The sequence below is a fragment of the Lentzea alba genome (assembly GCF_047445655.1).
Lineage (GTDB): Bacteria > Actinomycetota > Actinomycetes > Mycobacteriales > Pseudonocardiaceae > Lentzea > Lentzea alba_A.
Window position 1 is genome coordinate 1 of the sequence record NZ_JAJAEG010000044.1, and the last position, 16,152, is coordinate 16,152.

Genomic DNA, 16,152 nt, shown 5'->3' on the forward strand with positions numbered 1-16,152 from the left:
TCCCTGCCCGCCAACGCTGTTGATCATTACGGGACAACCTTTAGGAGTTCTCGTCGCCGCCGCCACTCAGGTGCAGCTTGATGTCGGCGACCACCAGCGAGGCAGGGGCCGGGTTATGGAAGACCAAGGGAACGTTCAACACGATCTTGTTGCTGGTGATGGCGCCGCTGAACACTGGTCCTGTCTCTACGCGCAGGCGACCACGCCGGACCTGGATCCACCAGAACGATGCAAGCGTGAAGATCAGTGCGGCCACAGAGATGACCGCCGATGGAGTGATCCAGGCATTGGTGGCTCCGAGGAGCGGAAGCGCAGCATCCATGCGCAGAGTATTCCGGGCGCACGCAGCTCAGCCGACCAACGGCTCTTGCGGTTCTCAGAAACGGTCGATTCTGAGAACCAGTCGCCGGATCGCTCATGATGACCGGTTGGCAAGGACTGGTCGACACCAGTCTAAAACGCCTCGTCCTTCAGCAACTGCGCAGCCTCGACCAACCGGCCGATCGTGTCTTCGGCAGGTAGCGCCACGGTGGTGAGCCGTTCGAACGTCTCCGCGTACGGTCGCCGCTCGTGCTCGGCTTCCAGCCATGTTCCGCCGTGCAGGGTGTCGAGGTACACGACGTCCTCGAATTCGTCCTCACGGAATGACAGCAGGGTGAACGACATCATGCCCGCGAACGCGCCTGCCTCGTCTGGCACGAGCCACACCCGCACGCCGGGCAACTCAGCGAGCCCTGCCAGCCGCAGCAACTGATCGGCCATCACCAGTGCGCCACCGACCGGCCGTCGGAAGATCGCTTCTCCGACAACGAGATCCAGCCGTAGCGACGGCCCGTCGCCGAGGTGCCGCATCACTCGCTTGCGGTGCGCATCGCTGTAGTGGCGGTGGTCCTGTTCGGCCACCGCGTCGACCTGGGCGCCGCGCAGCGCGGCCTCGTACTCCGGCGTCCGGACGAGCGGCGGCAGCACGTCGAGTGTGACCACCTGCGCATAGCTCGCTTCGGTTTCCACTTCGGCATAGGTCCACCCGACGCAGGTTGAAGCGTCACCGGTCAGCAGATCGAATCGCAGAGGATCGCGTGCGCGTTGTGCGCCCAGTAGCACCGGTTTCCGCCGTTCGGCTCGGATCATGTACACCAGGGCAAGCGCGACAACATCGGTGTCAACGATTGGGACGAGCGCGTTCTGCATCATCGACGTCTTGGCCGAGGACCATCCCACGCGTTCTTCCACCTCCTTCAGGGTAAATCCGCTTTCCTTGCGCCACAAGGCAAGCGCGCGACCAACCGCACGGTTCTGAAGGTTGGACTTGAAGTCTTTGGGCATGTTCGGCTCGCTCGGTACGTGGGAGGCTTGTGTCCTCAACGGACAGAAATCCGCCTTGCGGCTTCGTCTCAGGCGGGATGCAGGGCGTCGTACAGGCGCACAATCAGCTTCGCGGATTCGACCTCGTCCAGGCTCGTCTCATAGAGCGCGCGAATGACCTTGTCGTAGCCCGCGATCGCGTCCGTCGCCTCGGCGAGCAGGCTGGAGTTCTCGGTGTCCACCCACACCAGCGGTTCGTACTTCGCAAAGGTCAACTGGGTGAACGGTCCAGCCAGGCCAGGATGCGCGCCATGTGCGGCGGGCACGATCCGGATCGTGACGTTCGCCCACTTCGCCATGATCAGTAGATGTAGCAACTGTCCCGTATGGACCTCGGCGCCACCGACGCGGAGATGCAGTGCCAACTCGTGGATGAAGAAGGCACACTTCTTGCCGCCGCGCAGCAACTCCTGCATCGCAAGCTGCGCGGCCACCCGCTCCTGCAACTCGGCCTCCGGCACGGTGGAGGATGCGAGTAGCGCCTCACGCATGTACTCGACCGTCTGAAGGAACAACGGCACCATGTGCGTGTGCCAGCTCGTCAGTGACTTGGCCACGGCCAGGTTTTCGGCGAGCGTACGAAGCCGGACGGGCGCGCACGTGCCGTGTGGCTGCCACCAGCCCTTCATCTCCGCCTGCGGGTACAGCGACAGCAGGTGGGCGATTTCGGCTGCGCCGACTCGGCAGGCTCCCAGCAACGTGGCGACTTCGAGCAGGGTGGCGCCACCCTTGCCGTTCACGACATCGGAGACCTTCGCTTCGTCCCAGTCCACGATGTCGGCGACCGCGCGCGAGGTCAGACCGGCACCGGCGATGGCCGCCCGCACGCCAGCGCCGAACTCACGACCACGCGCGGTGGAGATCCTCTTTGGCACGTCTGTTTCCTTGTACGGGTTCGGAGAGTTGTCAGATTTCCGTTCACGAACGCGGTAGTCGCCGCTGCGAACTGTTTCCGCGTGTTCCTCGGGCCCGGTCATGCCCCGATCGCCCCACGCGCGACGTCGGCTATCGGCGGCTTGTCGGGCACTCGCACGACCTTGGGGCCATGGAACCGTGCGAACAGGGCCATCTCGTACGTGGTCGGGCGCTGCGGCACCTGAGGCGCGTCGGGGTGCCCGGGGTGTCTCAAGGCGAGCATTTCGCCGCAGACTTCGACTGCATCGCCGTGGCAGGCGTATTTGATCCACTTCGGGTTGAACGGGTCCGTGCCGGCGGCCCGGTAGCCGTACGTGAACTGCTCGCTGAAGAACAGGATCACATCGTGGCAAGGGGCGCGCCCCGCTCCGAGGCGGAACGTCCTCACCGCCGCGATCGCGTCAGGCTGCACGCGGTTCGGTGCGTAGTGGAAGAACCAGACCCTGGACTCTCTCAGCGTTTCCAGCGCGTCCTCGGCGGTCACCCCGACGTCCGCGCGGGCCACGGTGGCTCGCGCCTCCCGTCGGCGTTCGGCTTCACGGGCTGCTGATCCGCCGGGACGATAGGCCCACCAACTGCGTATCTGTAGGTATGCCCGCGTGAGTGGGTTCATCGGAGCACCACCCGCACACGGTCGCCGCCCCGCACACGTGCCCGGTACACGTGCACGCCCGACGACTTGCCGAATCGCTCCTGTCGCCGCGAACCGACGCGGTGCAGGTATGCGCGTGCGCTGGACCAGTCGTGTGCGAGGGCCTCGGCCAGTAGTGCGTCACGCCGCCAACGGCGGCGCACAGCCCGCTCACTACGCCGCTGCGCGCAGGAACCGCACCCTGCCCCACACCACAGGTGCCGCGCGAACGTCAGCACCAGCGCCACCACAAACAGCACCACTCCGCCGACCAGCAGCGCCCAAGCGGTCATCGGAACCGCCCGCCTCGACCGCCGGCGAACGGTGCGACCGTTCGCGCGGCGACCCTCACGAGCAGGGTCAACAGCCATGTCATGGCACATCTACCTCCCGCCGACTCGGGCCAACAAAGCGGCCGCCTTGCGCATCGAACAAAGGGAATAATACATCAGAGAATAGACGTGGCGATCACGCTCACCTTAATCAGAAATGCCAAAGTCGCGTTTGCGACAGGCAAATGAGGATGCCTGATCGGGCAAGTCGGAACCAAGGAGTCGAACACAGGGATTGCTGACTAGAGTGATCCCATGGCAATCGGACCCACGCCGGGCAAGGAACAGCTCGGGCAGCTCGTGCGCGAGATCATGAAGCGTGAGGGCAAGGAGGACGTCACAAGCCTCACCAAGACCGCCAGAGTCTCACGTGACACCGTCTACAACTTGCTCAGCGGCAACAACAAGCCACGATGGAACAACTTCATGGCCATCCTGACCGCCGTGGACGCCACCCAGGACGAGGTCCAAAGCCTCATCAAGGTGTGGGAGGTCGCCGATGACGAGCGGGTTCCGGTCGAGTACGCGTCGGAGTTGTCGCCGCAGTACCTGCGCTTCCGCCGCTGGGAGTCCGAGGCCAGCGAAGAAAAGACCGTCGACACGTTCTACGTGCCCGGCATCTTCCAGACTGCCGACTACGCCGAGGCGATGGCTGCCAGCTCTCCTGGGCTGATCGTGCGCCAAAGCTGGAAGGATATTGCCGCCGCCGAACGCCGCGAGCGGCAAGAGCTATTGCGCCTTGACGAACCGCTCCGAGTCGACTCCCTGATCGATGAGGCGGCGGTGCGGCGCGTCGTCGGTGGTCCTGCGGTCATGAAAGACCAGCTTGCGCGACTGCTTGAGGTCGGTGCACTGCCGAACGTGTGCATCCGCATCCTGCCGTTGAGCGGAGGTGCCTATGGCATTCACACCGGAACGGTGGTGCTACTCAAGCCACGCGATGTGATGCGGCCTGTAGAGGGCTGGATTGACTCCGGTGAAGCACTCGCCGTCCTGAAGCCGGAACGGGTGCAAGCTTATAGCGCCGCGTGGGACGCCGCTGTCAAGGTTGCGCTCTCAGCTGAGGAATCGGTTGAGATGATCAGGGAGATAAGGAGAAATCTGCAGTGAGGGAATTGCACTGGAAGAACGCGAGCCCGGAGCAATCGGCATGCACGGACCTTGCAATCGAGAGTGCGGCAGGATTCGTGCGAGACAGCAAGAACGTGCCGGGACCGGTAATTGAACCGAGTCCGTACGCTTTTGCGAGCTTCATCAAATATGCGGGGATGTTCCCCGGCCAGTCGCCCGAGGCGGGGTAGCGCCGAGTCGAAGTGTCGGCCCTGCCTCATCGCGCGCGGCAGGGCCGACCTCCTGCGGTCTGCCGGAGTTAGTCGAACCAGGGTTGCCACTTGATCCCGGTGGGCCGCTCGCCCCCGGTGGCCATGTACTCGTGAGCGGCGCGGCGCACATCGGTCGAGGGGATCTCCGTCGTCGCCGGATACTCGGTGTCCGAGCCCATGTAGTAGTAGATCGGCAACACTTCGGCGGCGTCGGTGCCCTGACTAGCGCACCCGTTCGGGCATTCCGCGCCCGAGTAATAGAGGACTCCGCGCGCGTGCGCGCCGTCCAAGCCTACATCGAGCACCGCGCGGCCGAGGTCGTCGGCGATGAGTAGTTGCAGGGTGCTCGGGCGCGGCAACGCGGCGACCGCATCCAGCACGGCGTCCAGTTCCTCCGCCGTGTGCACGATGGTCGGGTCTTCCGCGTCGCGGTCGAACCATGCTTCTAGCGCCACCACGGGCGGGCACCTCCTGCGTATCGCTTCCGGAACAGCGTGCCGTCCTCGTTCACGCCATGAACGGTTAGCGTGGCACCGTCGGGCAGCATGATCGGTACGAGGGTGTCACAGCTCAGACGTCCCCGGCACGGCGTGTTGTTGATCAAGACAGTGGCGTGCCTGATGCCGTCGCGGACCATGCGCGCGGCCACCTTCATTTCCACGTCCGAGGCTTTCGTCGGACGCATGAGAATTCCGAGCTGTCGCAGGCGTTCGCCGGCCGCGCGTGAGTCGTCGTCCACACCACTGGTGATCGGCTGAGCCACCCCGTCGGGACCAATCCACCGGCCGTGGGTCTTCCGGCCGGAATCGGTGCTCTTGATTGGCGGCGGTAGCTCACGACGAAGGGCATCGAGGCGTTCGGCAGGGACGGATCGTGTGACGCAGCCCGAGCCTGCGGCTCGGGTGACGCGGTGGCGGGAACGGGCGAGCCGGCCGAGTGCGGGACCGCACTGGTTTCGTGACCGATTTCGTGACTGCGCAGGTAGGAACGAATCGCGTCGGCGACGGTCGCCAGCGTGGAGAAGCTGCCCTTGCGGCTCGGAGATTCCCTCGATCACCCGCGTCAATAGCGCACACGTCTGTTCCGCGTCTGCCTGCGTGGACCCGGTTGCCGCGGCGGCGAGCAGATCACGCGCCTGTTCGGCGAGATCAGCCGCGGTGTGGTGGGCGGCTATCGACTGGTTGATCTTGTCCAGCCCACGCTGTAGCGCGTCCCCCACGTCCCCAAGCGACGCCACAGCCTGCCCCTCTGTGTCGGTCGCTCGATGCTGCCACGGCCGACGCGACGACGACCAGCAAGTTCGAGATATGCGAGCTCGTGATCGCGGTTGTCCTCGTGCTGGGTCTCGATCTTCTCCAACTCGTGCGTCGTGGGGTTCCAGGACAGCCGCGCGTACGAGTCGAACACGGGCGGCTGCCCCACCTGACCTGCGTTAACCTTGCCTGCGTCGCTCATGTCATCGACCACACACGGAGCCTTCCTCATGATCAAGGCCCGTCAGCAACGCTTATGATCGCTAGGCGCAGTAGCTGTCCAGTTGTTCACGAACGCCTTGTAGCGATTTCGCGACACGGCGCGTTCAGGACTCGTACCTCTCGCTCCTTGCCGCCCAGTCTGAGGTGGCGCGCAGCATCAGCTCCAGAGCCGCCGCGTAGTCCTTCGCGGAGAACGGGGAAGGCCCGGCAAACCTCGCGAGGAACGCGGCCTTGGCGGCCTCGTGGCAGAAGAGCATCCGTTCGAACAGTCGACCGAAGTCCTCCGCGCTCGTGAGCAGCGCCAGATTGTGGTACTCGCCCGCCTCGCGTTCCTTGCACAACGAGTGCACATCGTTGAGGGCCTGCGCCAGATCGCCCGCCGTCTGTCGGAGTGCCTGGAACTCCGACGATTCCCGCACGTCGGCGGGTATGTTGATGCGGAACGCGGGTTCGAGCAGGTCCACCAGCAGCTTCCAGCCGCTCGTATCCCGCCGCAGGGTCAGATACTCCAGCGCGGTCGGGCGGTTCCTGCTGGACCGTGCGTCGTGCTCGATCGCCATGGCATTGACGAATGAACGGAGGTTGTCCAGCAACGACCGCACCCACGGCTCGCCGGGGAACGCCTTTGCGTTGTCGATCAAGCCCGCGAGAAACCGGAGGATCGGATCCGGGGAGTCGCTGGCGGGTCCGTCAGCGAGCACCTGCTCGACTCCGGCCGCGAGTGCCCGGACGTAATCTGGATCGTCACAGGGCCCGCCCGGATCGAGGCAGCCGTCGACGAGGAATAGCCACAGCACCGTGTCCGCCGCCAGCGCAACGCATGGACCGCTCGCGATCGGGTACATCCGCGCGGCGAGCAGCTCGTAGCGCGCGCCCCGCCAGTTCTCCAACGCGGCTGAGGTGGTCGGGTCGGCCCCGCTCAACCTCGTTTCCAGATAGTGGGCGAAGTCGGCGGCGGACGGGCCGACCTCGGACTCGGGGCACGCGCGATGGAACACGTCGAGGTCAATCATCGGAAGCTGCTCCTGTCCGGCCAGTCCGGCTGCCCCGGTACGCGGCGTTCCGCAGCGTGTACAGCCATCCCGGTGCCATGGTCGCGTCGGCTGGGCGGTGCCGCATCGGATCGAAGACGTGCGGCAGGTGCTCTGCGATCCGGTCGAGGCTGATGACCGCGATACGCCGTGCCTTCACCGGGGAGGTGCCGCAAGCCAATGTGATCTCGATCGGGAGCCGGGCGGTCACGGCCTCGATCGACGCGTCGCGCGCGTCCGTGGAGATGGTCGCGTAGAGCCAGAGGTAGCGGCCCTGCTGATAGTAGGCGGCGATGCTGCCCAGCAACGCTCGCCGCCAGCTGCGCACGGGTTTGACCAGGAACCTGGTGAACGACCCGGAACCGCACGAGGACAGTGTGATGTCCGACCGAGGTGAACCGAAGCAGATGGCGAGGCCCAGGATGTCGGGCGTACCCCCTGGCGTGCCGAATGCTTTGGACAGCCTAGCCGTGACCGGCCAGGTGCCAGTCGGCAGCAGGCTGTTGTCCTGCACCGTGATCACGCCGTCGAGCCGCATTCCTGCCGGGTGCAGGGTGTGCCCACGGCGCGCGGACGCGATCCGCGCGCTCAGTAACTCCACTGCGGTGGAGAAGCGCGAGAGCGCGGTCACCGGCGAAGGCCCTTCAGCACTGCAGCCGCGGCGCGTTCCCCGGACACCAGGCTGCCGTTCGTCGACGACTGCCCCAGGTAGTCGCTGCCCGCGAAGTGGATCGGCGCCTGTGCCCTCAGCACCGGAGCGATCCGCGCTGCGTAGCGGTACTCGCCCGGCCGTCGGATGACCGTGCACAGTGGTAGCCGTACCACCTCTGCGAAGGTGGCGTGGTGCTCGATCTCCGGCAGCACGCCCAGTCTGCGGGTCTCACCGATCACATGCTCGACGACTGCGTCGTCGTCCATCTCCCAGTTGTCCACCGCCCAGCCGCCGCGCAGGTGCGCCATTACGAGCCCCTTGCCCGCGGGAACGCGTCGCGGCGCCTGGTTGTGCTCCATGACGAAGGCGGCCAACGTGGGGTGCTCGATCTTGGGGATCTGTAGAAGAAGCGATGACTCCCGCGTCGGCCGGTCGAGTCCGAATGCGACGTGGACCGCTCGCGAGTATTTGACGTGGCGGAAGTAGTCGAGCAGCGCGGGCGGCAGTCCGGGACACATCGGCGTGGCCTGCTTCGGTGGCACAGCCACCACAACGGCGGATGCCTCCTGAACGGTCTCGCCGTCCACCGGGTGGGTCCACGTGACCACCGCCCCACCGCCGCGCGTCTCGATCGAGGTTACGCGGGCGTGGTGCACGACGGAGATGCGGGCGGCCAGCGCCCGCGGCAAGAATCCGACGCCGTCCGCGCTGGTGAAACCACCTCCGCTGACCACGATGGTGTTGAACGCGAAGAACGCGCTGACGAGCGATGCCTCCTCGGGGTCGGCCAGCGCCGGTCCTGACGTGAACGGCCCGAGCAGGAACTGATACGTCTCAGGCCGCAGGCCGCGGCGCAAGCAGTATTCGCGCACGGTCTCGAAGTCCTGGGCAGCTGTCGCCGTCATGTCGTCCCAACCCAGCTTCGAGCGCATCCTGAGGAAGTCGACTGCCACCTTCCCTCCGTCGATCGGGTTCAGGCCGCGAACAAAGTCGCTCTTGAGCAGGGCCCGCTTGTCACCGCTGCGCAGCCGCCGCACGGCGCCGTTCCACAGGATGCCGAAGATGTCGCCCGTGGGGAGCACCTGGTCGGCCACGCCGACGTCGACAGCGAGCTTGAGCATCTCGTGATAGGAGGAGAGCAGCAAGGTCGCGCCGTTGTCGATCGCGAAGCCGTCCCTCGTCGTGGTGTTCATACGGCCGCCGATCTGCTCGGGGCCGGACTGTTCGACCACGACCACGTCGCAGCCCGCCTGCTGGAGACGGAAAGCGGCTGTCAGGCCGGCGATACCTCCACCGACGACCACTACACGTGCACCTGGAACCATAGCGCTCACCTCCCTGTCCTGTGCGTGTCGGTCATGGCGCCCGTCAGTTCTCGTGGGGCGCCGACGACCATCTGGAATTTGTCCAAATGCGCGGCCCGCGCGAGGCCGGTCCGCACGGACGGCAACCCCGCAGGCCATGACACGAGTCGAACCCTCGATGTTCGAAGCCGACCGCGACCGGCACCCCGGAAGAACTGCAGTTGTCCCAGCAGCAGGCCGAACGCTGGAGCCACGAAAGGTGTCGGCACCGACCAGGTGGAGCTGCGTCCGAACTCGATGCTGATTCGCATGCCGGCATCGTCCTTCATGAGCACGCCGCGCTCACGCCACGTGAAGGTCGCCAACTGTTTCGGTACCCCCCAGATCTGGCGGCCGCCCCACAGCGACGCCGCGCTGTCCACCCAGATCGCGTGAACCCACACGCCCACGCGGCGGTTGTGCCGAACCAACCTGCCGATGATCAGCTCGTCGTAGCACAGGGTGCCAGTCCGGTAGCGGATCACCATGAGCACCAACCGGTCCTTGCCCACCGGGGTGAGACCCTCCGGTACCGGTACCGGACGGGTTGTCGGGAGCAGAGCGATCCACATCGTGCCGCCCGACCGCCAGGGGGCGGGTGGATAAGAAGCCAGCGGCGGTTCGTGGGTCGAATCCATGATTCTCCTTGGCTGGCTCAGCTGTGGATGGGGACCACGGCGGTCACGTCTCGGGCGGTTTGCTCGACGCGCCGGGCGACGTGGCCGAGCGCGAGCAGGGGGAAGATGTCGGCCAGCGCAGGCACTGTGAAGATGAACGGGCGCGGACCGATGGAGTCGGAGACGGACGAGATTCCGCCATCTGGGCGCTGATGCGACAACAGGTATTCGAGACCCCTGGACACTGGTTCGGAGTCGTCCTGGCCGCACAGCGCGATGATGGCGTATGAGGTGCTTATCGGATCGCTGGCGTCACCGTCCTGCTGGCCCCAGCCGCCGTCCGGGTTTTGGTGCGCCCGCACCAGATCCAGCGCTTTGGCCACCATGTCCACCACGTGTGGGGGTTGGTGCTCTGGGTTGCGGTCACACGCCAGCAGGACACGGAACACCGTGTGGAATCGGCTCGCGCTCCAGTCAGGTGCGAAGTGTCCATCGGGAAACTGGTTGCCCGCGAGATAAACCAGCCCGGACACGATGGCGTCCTCGTGCCGGCACCAGTCGGTGGTGAGTGCGTCAAGCACCGCCGCGGTCATGCACGCCTCGGACGGTGCGCCGGAGATGTAGGTGGGAAACCCGCTGTCGTGGCCCCGAACAGCGTAGAGGGACCGGATGCCCCGCGCGATCGGTACCGCGTACGCGACCGGATCGAGGGTGTGTAGAAACTGGACTGCTACCGACGTGTCGTCGACGTCAGTCTGCGTGCTGCGGTCTGTGTAGGACCACCCGCCGGCAGGCTGCTGACGCTCCAGCAGGTGCGACGCCATGCGGGCGAGAACGCTGGACGGTGCGCCAGCAGTGGCCAGCGCCACTCCGGCGGTCGCGGTGCACCAGGTGTCTGTGTCAGTCACGAACGGAAAGCCGCCATCGGGCCGTTGGCAGACCAGTAGGGCCCGGACACCAGACCGAACCACGTCAGCTGTGCCGGGCAGCCGGTCCAACGCGTGCAGGGCCCAGAGGTGCAGCAGCACGTTGCCCTCCCACACCCCGTCCTGTCCCTGGGTTCCGAGCAGGATCCGGACATCCTCGTCATTGACCAGATCTGACCTTCCAGACTCCGTTGCCAGCACGACCTTGGTGCTCGTGACCTGCACCGCTGCCCAGCAGTGCAGACCGTCCAGCGTGCCGGTAGCCGCGAGTTCGGGTGTCTGCGGCGCGGCGCCGCACAACGCGAGGTAGGCATTGAGGAAGGCGAGCTTGCGCGATCCAGTGAAGTCAGGGGATCGCGCAAGCAGGTCGTCCCACACTGAGGAAGGGACCTCGGCGGGCCCGTCCAATGCGAGGTCGATCGTCAACGCGTCCCACGGTGACGCGGTGGATCTTGCGTCGCGCAGGTAGTCGACCACCCGGCGTAAATGCCGGGATTGCGGATCGACCCGCCTGAACAACCGTACGGCCAGTGCGCTTTCCAGCACACGACTGCGGCATGGCGACCGCACAGCGCCGTCTGAGTCGACTTGTTCGACAACACGGTTGAGCAGTGCGGCAAGTCGTAGTTCGAATCCCGGCGGTAACGCTTCCGGCGGCCATGGGCGCATACCCGACCACATACTGGAACTGCGCATTTCAATGGGCTCCTCTAGTACTCGCCGAACCAGGGCCTTGGGCAAATTCGCGCCCAGTCGACGAAATGCCCTCGATCGGAAATATCAGGCCGAGAGATGGGTGGCTGTTCCCCGGCCACTCGTCGACCAATCTGCGCGCGAACGCGATCGCGCCAGATCCCTAGCGGATCGCGCTCAACTGCCGCCGTCCGCAGCAGGTGCCTGCGCGTCGCCTGCGGGCCGGGCGGTGAACGTCATCGGCAGGCTGCCAGGAGTCAAGAACATCCGCGGTTGGATCTTCAAGGGGCGGTCGGAAGCGGGCCGCAGCGACCACCTACCCGCGATCGTGGCCAACGCCATGGTGATCTCGGTCAGCGCGAACATGTCGCCGAGACACCTGCGCCTCCCACTGCCGAAGGCGACCCAAGCGTCCTTGGGGATGGTGGAAGCCCGCTCTGGGAGCCATCGGTCGGGGTCGCACCGGTAGGGCTCCGGGAACACGGACGGGTCGTGGTGAATCGCGTAGTGGCTGACCATCACGGCGGTTCCCGCCGCAAGGTGGTGGCCGCCGAGCTCGGTGTCCGCGGTGACCAGGCGGGTCGTGACCCAACCTGGCGGGTACAGCCTGAGAGTCTCCGTCACCAGCCGGTGCGTGTACTCCAGTCGGGCAATGTCCTCGAAAGTGGCGATGCGGCCGCCCAGCACCTCATCCACCTCGGCGTGCAGGCGCCGTTCCACCTCCGGATGCCCTGCGAGCAGATGGAAGGCCCAGGCCAGCGTGGCTGACGTTGTTTCGGTGCCGCCGACAAGCAGAGTCATCAGCTCGTCGTGCAGCTCGGCGTCGGTCAGCGGCAGGCCAGTCGCCTCGTCCTCCGCGGCCAGCAGTGCGGACAGGATGTCGGCGTGGTCGACTCCGGCCGTCCGGTAGGCGCGGATGATGTCGGCCAGCACCTGGTTCAGGCTGGCCAGCGCCGCGTCGAACCCGCGGTTTCCCCTGGTGGCCACGAGGCGAAGCAGACTGGCAGGCACGAGCATTCGCGTCAGCATCCCGCGCCACACGATGGGAAAACACCGCTGGATCTCCGCCACCGCTGTGGCCTCCAGGTCGGACGAGAACAGGGCGCGCACGGTGGCCCTCGTGGCCATGCGGTAGAAGGCGGGGCTGACGTCGACAGTCTGCCCGGTGCGCCAGCCTGCGACTAGGGAGGCAACTTCGGAGTGCATGACCCGCGCGTAGGCTCCGATCTTGGCGCGCTGGAACGCGGGCTGGACGAGCTGGCGCTTGCGGCGGTGTGCACTCCAGGAGCACGTGCCCACCCCGTCACCCAGCATTCCCTTCATCGTGTCGTAAAAGTGCCCGCCCTTGTCGAACACGTCGCAGCGCTGCATCACCTCGTTCGCGAGCGGGCGCGCACACGCCACCAGCACCGGCTGGAGGCCCAGCTGGATCTCCACGATGTCCCCGTGTGCGCCCAGGGACGTGACAAAGTCCAGCGGATCGCGCAGGAATTGGGGTGCGTGGCCGAGTAAAGGAAGCGCGCCGGGCGCAACCCCGCGAACGTACGACTGGTTCTCTGAGGGATGTGTCGTAGTCATAGAATATCCCGCCATTAATCGAGCGAGGAAATGATATTCATTTAGCGACGCCATGCTAGCGTTGCTATTGAATGAGCGACAAGTACGTGTTCCACTGGCTGGAACCCGGAATTTGTTGGCCGCTGAAAATATGTCTCGTTTGGGTTGATCATGCGTGGGATCGCGTGATTAAGTGTCGTGGCGGATTCTTTGTCGCAGGGTCTCGTGGACGACGAATTGCAGGACGCGCAGATTATTCTTGTCACGGCAAAGAGCCGTACCGCTCGGGGTGGGTCGGCGCCGGCCGACGCGAACCTCGGGCCTCGCAGCCGGCCGGGCCCGAGGCCGACGCGCTGGCCGGTCTCGTTGCTGAGGTGGACTGTGAATGCGCCGACAGAGTCGGTCGCGGTGATGTGGCGTTCGGTGTCTCCGAGGACGAACCAGGCCCATGCAGCCGAATGTCGCACCCCTCAAAGTCTGGGAGCGAATCGCGACGTGCTGTGGCCGGTTGGTAGTCCTGAGGGTGATCAGTGAGGCTTTCCGAGTAACCATTCGTGGCGTTGTGTGATCAACTGTTGTTGGTCATGTGGTGCGTCCGTGTTCGCGGTGGAGCAGGACCAGTGCGGCGGCGACGATGCCGCCGAGGCGCCAGGGGCAGCCGCGGCAGCGGCGCAGGGCCTTGTAGCTGGTCTTGAGCAGGGAGTTGGCGCGTTCACCGAGGTGCTCCGCGCCCACCGCTAGCAGCTGGGGTCGGTGTGGCGCAAGCTCAACCCAGGACAACAGGCACTGCTGGTGCTGGTGTACCTGCGCAAAGGCGAGACTTTCGCAGATCTCGGCGCCGGGTTCGCGGTCTCGGCCACAACCTGCTGGCGCTACGTCAACGGGACCGTCGAACTGCTCGCCCAGCGGTCCCCGAAGCTGCGACAGGCGCTGCGGAAAGCGAAACGTCAGGGCCTGGCCTACGTGGTGATCGACGGCACGCTCATCCCGATCGACCGGATCGCCGCCGACCGCCCGTTCTACTCCGGCAAACACAAGATGCACGGGGTGAACCTGCAGGTGATCGCGTCCCCGGACGGCGCGATCCTGTGGGTGTCCGGGGACCTGCCCGGCAGCACCCACGACACCGCCGCGGCCCGGATCTGGAACATCCTCGCCGCCCTGCGCCAAGCTGGGCTGATCGCCTTGGGAGACAAGGGCTATCACGGTTATGACAAGACCGGCCGACACGTGACCACCCCGTACAAGGGCCGCAACAAACCCGAGTCGCAGAAGGACGCCAACCGGGCCCACGCCCGCCTGCGCGGACCCGGCGAACGCGCCAACGCCCAGCTCAAGACGTGGCGCGTCCTGTGCAAGGTCCGCTGCTGTCCACGCCGCGCCGGCCGACTGGCCAAAGCCATCCACGTCCTACAGAACTACGAGGTCGCCGCAGGATGAAAAAGGCTCACTCACGGAGCGCGGAAACCCCTGTGAAGTTGATCTGTGAGAGGACCACTTCATACCGGGGTTCCGCGTCTTTTGTTGCACCACAACAGGTCAGGCGCGTCACCAGCCGCTGCTACACAACGTCACCGCCAGTTACGCGGAAATCCTCAATGTACTCGCCCTGGGGGCGGCGCCACGAAGTCTGGACCTACGACTTCAGAGGAGATAGTATCGCCCACCCTTACCTACTCAGTCGGGAGCCGGAGACAGCAAAAGGATTCTTGATGACAGAAACTCTGTTCAGCGTCAACGCCGAAGAGGTACTCAGCCTCCAAGGAAACAGGATCATGCCTGTGGTGAGTCGTGTCCTTTGTGGCGCGACCGAAGTTTCGGCGTGCTACGTGAATCTGCCACCAGGGGGATCCTCGAAAGTTCACCTCCACAGGAACGCCGAAGTGGTGGTGGTGTGCCTGAAAGGATTCGCGGCGACACTCATTGGTCCAGAACTGGAACCCAAAGAACACGGGGCCGGAGAATTCATATTCATTCCGAAGGGCGTTGTTCACGCCGCCGTCAACCTGAGTATGAACTCGACAGTTGAGGCGGTCTCACGGGACGTCTGAGCCGCTCGTGGAAGTGCTTGTTCTCGTGGCACAGAAGTTCGAGGCATAGAGCGAGGATTTCCGCGTAGCTGGGGGTGACGTTGTGTAGCAGCGGCTGGTGACGCGCCGAACTTGTTGCGATACAACGCAAAGACGCTGAGCCCCGGTATGAAGTGGGTCCTTCCACAGGTCAGCTTCACCGAGGTTCCGCGGGTCCATGAGTGTTTCATACACCGCTGTCCTGGAAGCATCCGAGGACACCGTTCTGTTCTTGTCGGCGCTGCTGCACGCCGAGCGTGAACGGCGAGGTGCGTGCAAGAGGACCCGCGCGCTGGGGGCCTACAACCAGGCGGTGCTGGTGCTGCGCTGGTTCCTGGACGATACCCGGATGTCTGCTCTGGCCAGGAATACCGGGATCGCCCTGGCTGCCGCCTGTGACTACCGGGACGAGGGCGTCGCGGTATTTGCGGCGGGCCGGCCGTCGCTGCACGGGGCGCTGCTGGTGGCCAAGGCGGCCGGGCATTCGCATGTGATCGTGGACGGCACGCTGATGCGCACCGACCGGATCTCCACGCCCGGCCCGACCACGGGGGTGGATCTGTGGTGGAGCGCAAGCACCACCATCACGGCGGGAACGTCCAGGTCGTCTCCGCCCTGGGCGGCTGGCCCCTGTGGACCTCCGACGTGCGTCCCGGCCGCGAGCACGACATCAGCGCCGCCCGCGCCGATCCCGAACCGCTGGCCGCGATCACCGCCTGGGTCAGCGACGGCGCCCTGGCACTGACCGACCTGGGCTACGAAGGCGAGGCCGAGACCTTCACGATCCCAGTCAAGAAGCCCAAAGACGGGCAACTCACCCTGGGCCAGCAGACGTACAACGCGGCGCGCTGCGCTGTCTCGGTGAACGCGCCAACTCCCTGCTCAAGACCAGCTACAAGGCCCTGCGCCGCTACCGAGGCTGCCCCTGGCGCCTCGGCGGCATCGTCGCCGCCGCACTGGTCCTGCTCCACCGCGAACACGGACGCACCACATGACCAACAACAGTTGATCACACAACGCCACGAATGGTTACTCGGAAAGCCTCAGTGGTCAGGGATGTCTTGTGATCCGGTGGTTTGTGTGAAGGCTGGTCGGTGATCATGGTGGGAGAGATCTTCTCTGTAAGTCGGTTGGAGGGGATTGTCCCGTTCTGGGCTGGCGACCTGGCCAGTTCCGCAAAAGTGGTGAGGAACAGGCCCTTTGCGATACGTGACATGAGCGCCG

General features: G+C 65.4%; 15 protein-coding genes and 3 pseudogenes. 4 read left to right on the forward strand and 14 right to left on the reverse strand.

Features of this window, described 5'->3' with window-relative positions:
• Positions 1-40: 40 nt before the first annotated feature.
• The 5 genes from LFM09_RS44555 to LFM09_RS44575 form a co-directional block, all read right to left on the reverse strand.
• Positions 41-322, reverse strand: coding sequence for a hypothetical protein (locus LFM09_RS44555; protein WP_414102688.1), 282 nt, complete (start codon positions 320-322; stop codon positions 41-43).
• A 131-nt stretch (positions 323-453) separates the two neighbouring features.
• Complete coding sequence (locus LFM09_RS44560; RefSeq protein WP_414102689.1) at positions 454-1,326, reverse strand: DUF5753 domain-containing protein; 873 nt, start codon at positions 1,324-1,326, stop codon at positions 454-456.
• Positions 1,327-1,394: 68 nt separating this feature from the next.
• Positions 1,395-2,342: a DUF5753 domain-containing protein gene (locus tag LFM09_RS44565; RefSeq protein ID WP_414102690.1), complete on the reverse strand. Its 948-nt coding sequence runs from the start codon at positions 2,340-2,342 to the stop codon at positions 1,395-1,397.
• Complete coding sequence (locus tag LFM09_RS44570) at positions 2,339-2,764, reverse strand: hypothetical protein (protein ID WP_414102692.1); 426 nt, start codon at positions 2,762-2,764, stop codon at positions 2,339-2,341. Before LFM09_RS44570 ends, LFM09_RS44565 begins: the two co-directional genes overlap by 4 nt.
• A gap of 125 nt (positions 2,765-2,889) precedes the next feature.
• A complete protein-coding gene (locus tag LFM09_RS44575; protein WP_414102693.1) occupies positions 2,890-3,204 on the reverse strand; it encodes a hypothetical protein in 315 nt (104 codons plus the stop codon).
• Positions 3,205-3,498: 294 nt separating this feature from the next.
• Here LFM09_RS44575 and LFM09_RS44580 point away from each other — a divergent pair, with 294 nt between their 5' ends.
• On the forward strand, positions 3,499-4,353 hold the full coding sequence (locus LFM09_RS44580; RefSeq protein ID WP_414102694.1) for a DUF5753 domain-containing protein: 855 nt from the start codon (positions 3,499-3,501) through the stop codon (positions 4,351-4,353).
• A 259-nt stretch (positions 4,354-4,612) separates the two neighbouring features.
• Here LFM09_RS44580 and LFM09_RS44585 read toward each other — a convergent pair whose 3' ends face one another.
• The 9 genes and pseudogenes from LFM09_RS44585 to LFM09_RS44625 form a co-directional block, all read right to left on the reverse strand.
• Positions 4,613-5,020, reverse strand: a complete 408-nt coding sequence (locus tag LFM09_RS44585) for an Imm1 family immunity protein (RefSeq protein WP_414102695.1) — start codon at positions 5,018-5,020, stop codon at positions 4,613-4,615.
• Entirely contained in the window at positions 5,011-5,784 is a 774-nt protein-coding gene (locus tag LFM09_RS44590; RefSeq protein ID WP_414102696.1) for a DddA-like double-stranded DNA deaminase toxin, read from the reverse strand. Before LFM09_RS44590 ends, LFM09_RS44585 begins: the two co-directional genes overlap by 10 nt.
• A 360-nt stretch (positions 5,785-6,144) precedes the next feature.
• On the reverse strand, positions 6,145-7,053 hold the full coding sequence (locus LFM09_RS44595) for a terpene synthase family protein (RefSeq protein ID WP_414102697.1): 909 nt from the start codon (positions 7,051-7,053) through the stop codon (positions 6,145-6,147).
• A complete protein-coding gene (locus LFM09_RS44600; protein ID WP_414102698.1) occupies positions 7,046-7,702 on the reverse strand; it encodes a hypothetical protein in 657 nt (218 codons plus the stop codon). The genes LFM09_RS44595 and LFM09_RS44600 overlap by 8 nt, the downstream gene beginning before the upstream one ends.
• Complete coding sequence (locus tag LFM09_RS44605; protein ID WP_414102699.1) at positions 7,699-9,048, reverse strand: protoporphyrinogen/coproporphyrinogen oxidase; 1,350 nt, start codon at positions 9,046-9,048, stop codon at positions 7,699-7,701. Before LFM09_RS44605 ends, LFM09_RS44600 begins: the two co-directional genes overlap by 4 nt.
• Before the next feature lie 5 nt (positions 9,049-9,053).
• Complete coding sequence (locus LFM09_RS44610) at positions 9,054-9,704, reverse strand: acetoacetate decarboxylase family protein (protein WP_414102700.1); 651 nt, start codon at positions 9,702-9,704, stop codon at positions 9,054-9,056.
• A gap of 17 nt (positions 9,705-9,721) precedes the next feature.
• A complete protein-coding gene (locus LFM09_RS44615) occupies positions 9,722-11,350 on the reverse strand; it encodes a prenyltransferase/squalene oxidase repeat-containing protein (RefSeq protein ID WP_414102701.1) in 1,629 nt (542 codons plus the stop codon).
• Positions 11,351-11,479: 129 nt separating this feature from the next.
• Positions 11,480-12,934, reverse strand: coding sequence for a cytochrome P450 (locus LFM09_RS44620; protein ID WP_414102702.1), 1,455 nt, complete (start codon positions 12,932-12,934; stop codon positions 11,480-11,482).
• A gap of 507 nt (positions 12,935-13,441) precedes the next feature.
• A pseudogene (locus LFM09_RS44625) lies at positions 13,442-13,573 on the reverse strand (IS5/IS1182 family transposase); the annotation flags it as partial.
• Positions 13,574-13,579: 6 nt separating this feature from the next.
• Between LFM09_RS44625 and LFM09_RS44630 the strand changes: the two are divergent.
• From LFM09_RS44630 to LFM09_RS44640, 3 genes and pseudogenes are all read left to right on the forward strand, one after another.
• Positions 13,580-14,299, forward strand: a pseudogene (locus LFM09_RS44630) (transposase family protein).
• 272 nt (positions 14,300-14,571) lie between these two features.
• On the forward strand, positions 14,572-14,910 hold the full coding sequence (locus LFM09_RS44635; RefSeq protein ID WP_414102703.1) for a cupin domain-containing protein: 339 nt from the start codon (positions 14,572-14,574) through the stop codon (positions 14,908-14,910).
• Between the two features lie 196 nt (positions 14,911-15,106).
• A pseudogene (locus LFM09_RS44640) lies at positions 15,107-15,923 on the forward strand (transposase family protein).
• Positions 15,924-16,152: the final 229 nt, after the last annotated feature.

Coding starts and splice junctions, on each gene's coding strand:
- LFM09_RS44560 (WP_414102689.1), bottom strand. CDS start 1,326: ATGCCCAAAGACTTCAAGTCCAACCTTCAGAACCGTGCGGTTGGTCGC.
- LFM09_RS44555 (WP_414102688.1), bottom strand. CDS start 322: ATGGATGCTGCGCTTCCGCTCCTCGGAGCCACCAATGCCTGGATCACT.
- LFM09_RS44635 (WP_414102703.1), top strand. CDS start 14,572: ATGACAGAAACTCTGTTCAGCGTCAACGCCGAAGAGGTACTCAGCCTC.
- LFM09_RS44565 (WP_414102690.1), bottom strand. CDS start 2,342: ATGACCGGGCCCGAGGAACACGCGGAAACAGTTCGCAGCGGCGACTAC.
- LFM09_RS44620 (WP_414102702.1), bottom strand. CDS start 12,934: ATGGCGTCGCTAAATGAATATCATTTCCTCGCTCGATTAATGGCGGGA.
- LFM09_RS44580 (WP_414102694.1), top strand. CDS start 3,499: ATGGCAATCGGACCCACGCCGGGCAAGGAACAGCTCGGGCAGCTCGTG.
- LFM09_RS44575 (WP_414102693.1), bottom strand. CDS start 3,204: ATGACCGCTTGGGCGCTGCTGGTCGGCGGAGTGGTGCTGTTTGTGGTG.
- LFM09_RS44610 (WP_414102700.1), bottom strand. CDS start 9,704: ATGGATTCGACCCACGAACCGCCGCTGGCTTCTTATCCACCCGCCCCC.
- LFM09_RS44595 (WP_414102697.1), bottom strand. CDS start 7,053: ATGATTGACCTCGACGTGTTCCATCGCGCGTGCCCCGAGTCCGAGGTC.
- LFM09_RS44605 (WP_414102699.1), bottom strand. CDS start 9,048: ATGGTTCCAGGTGCACGTGTAGTGGTCGTCGGTGGAGGTATCGCCGGC.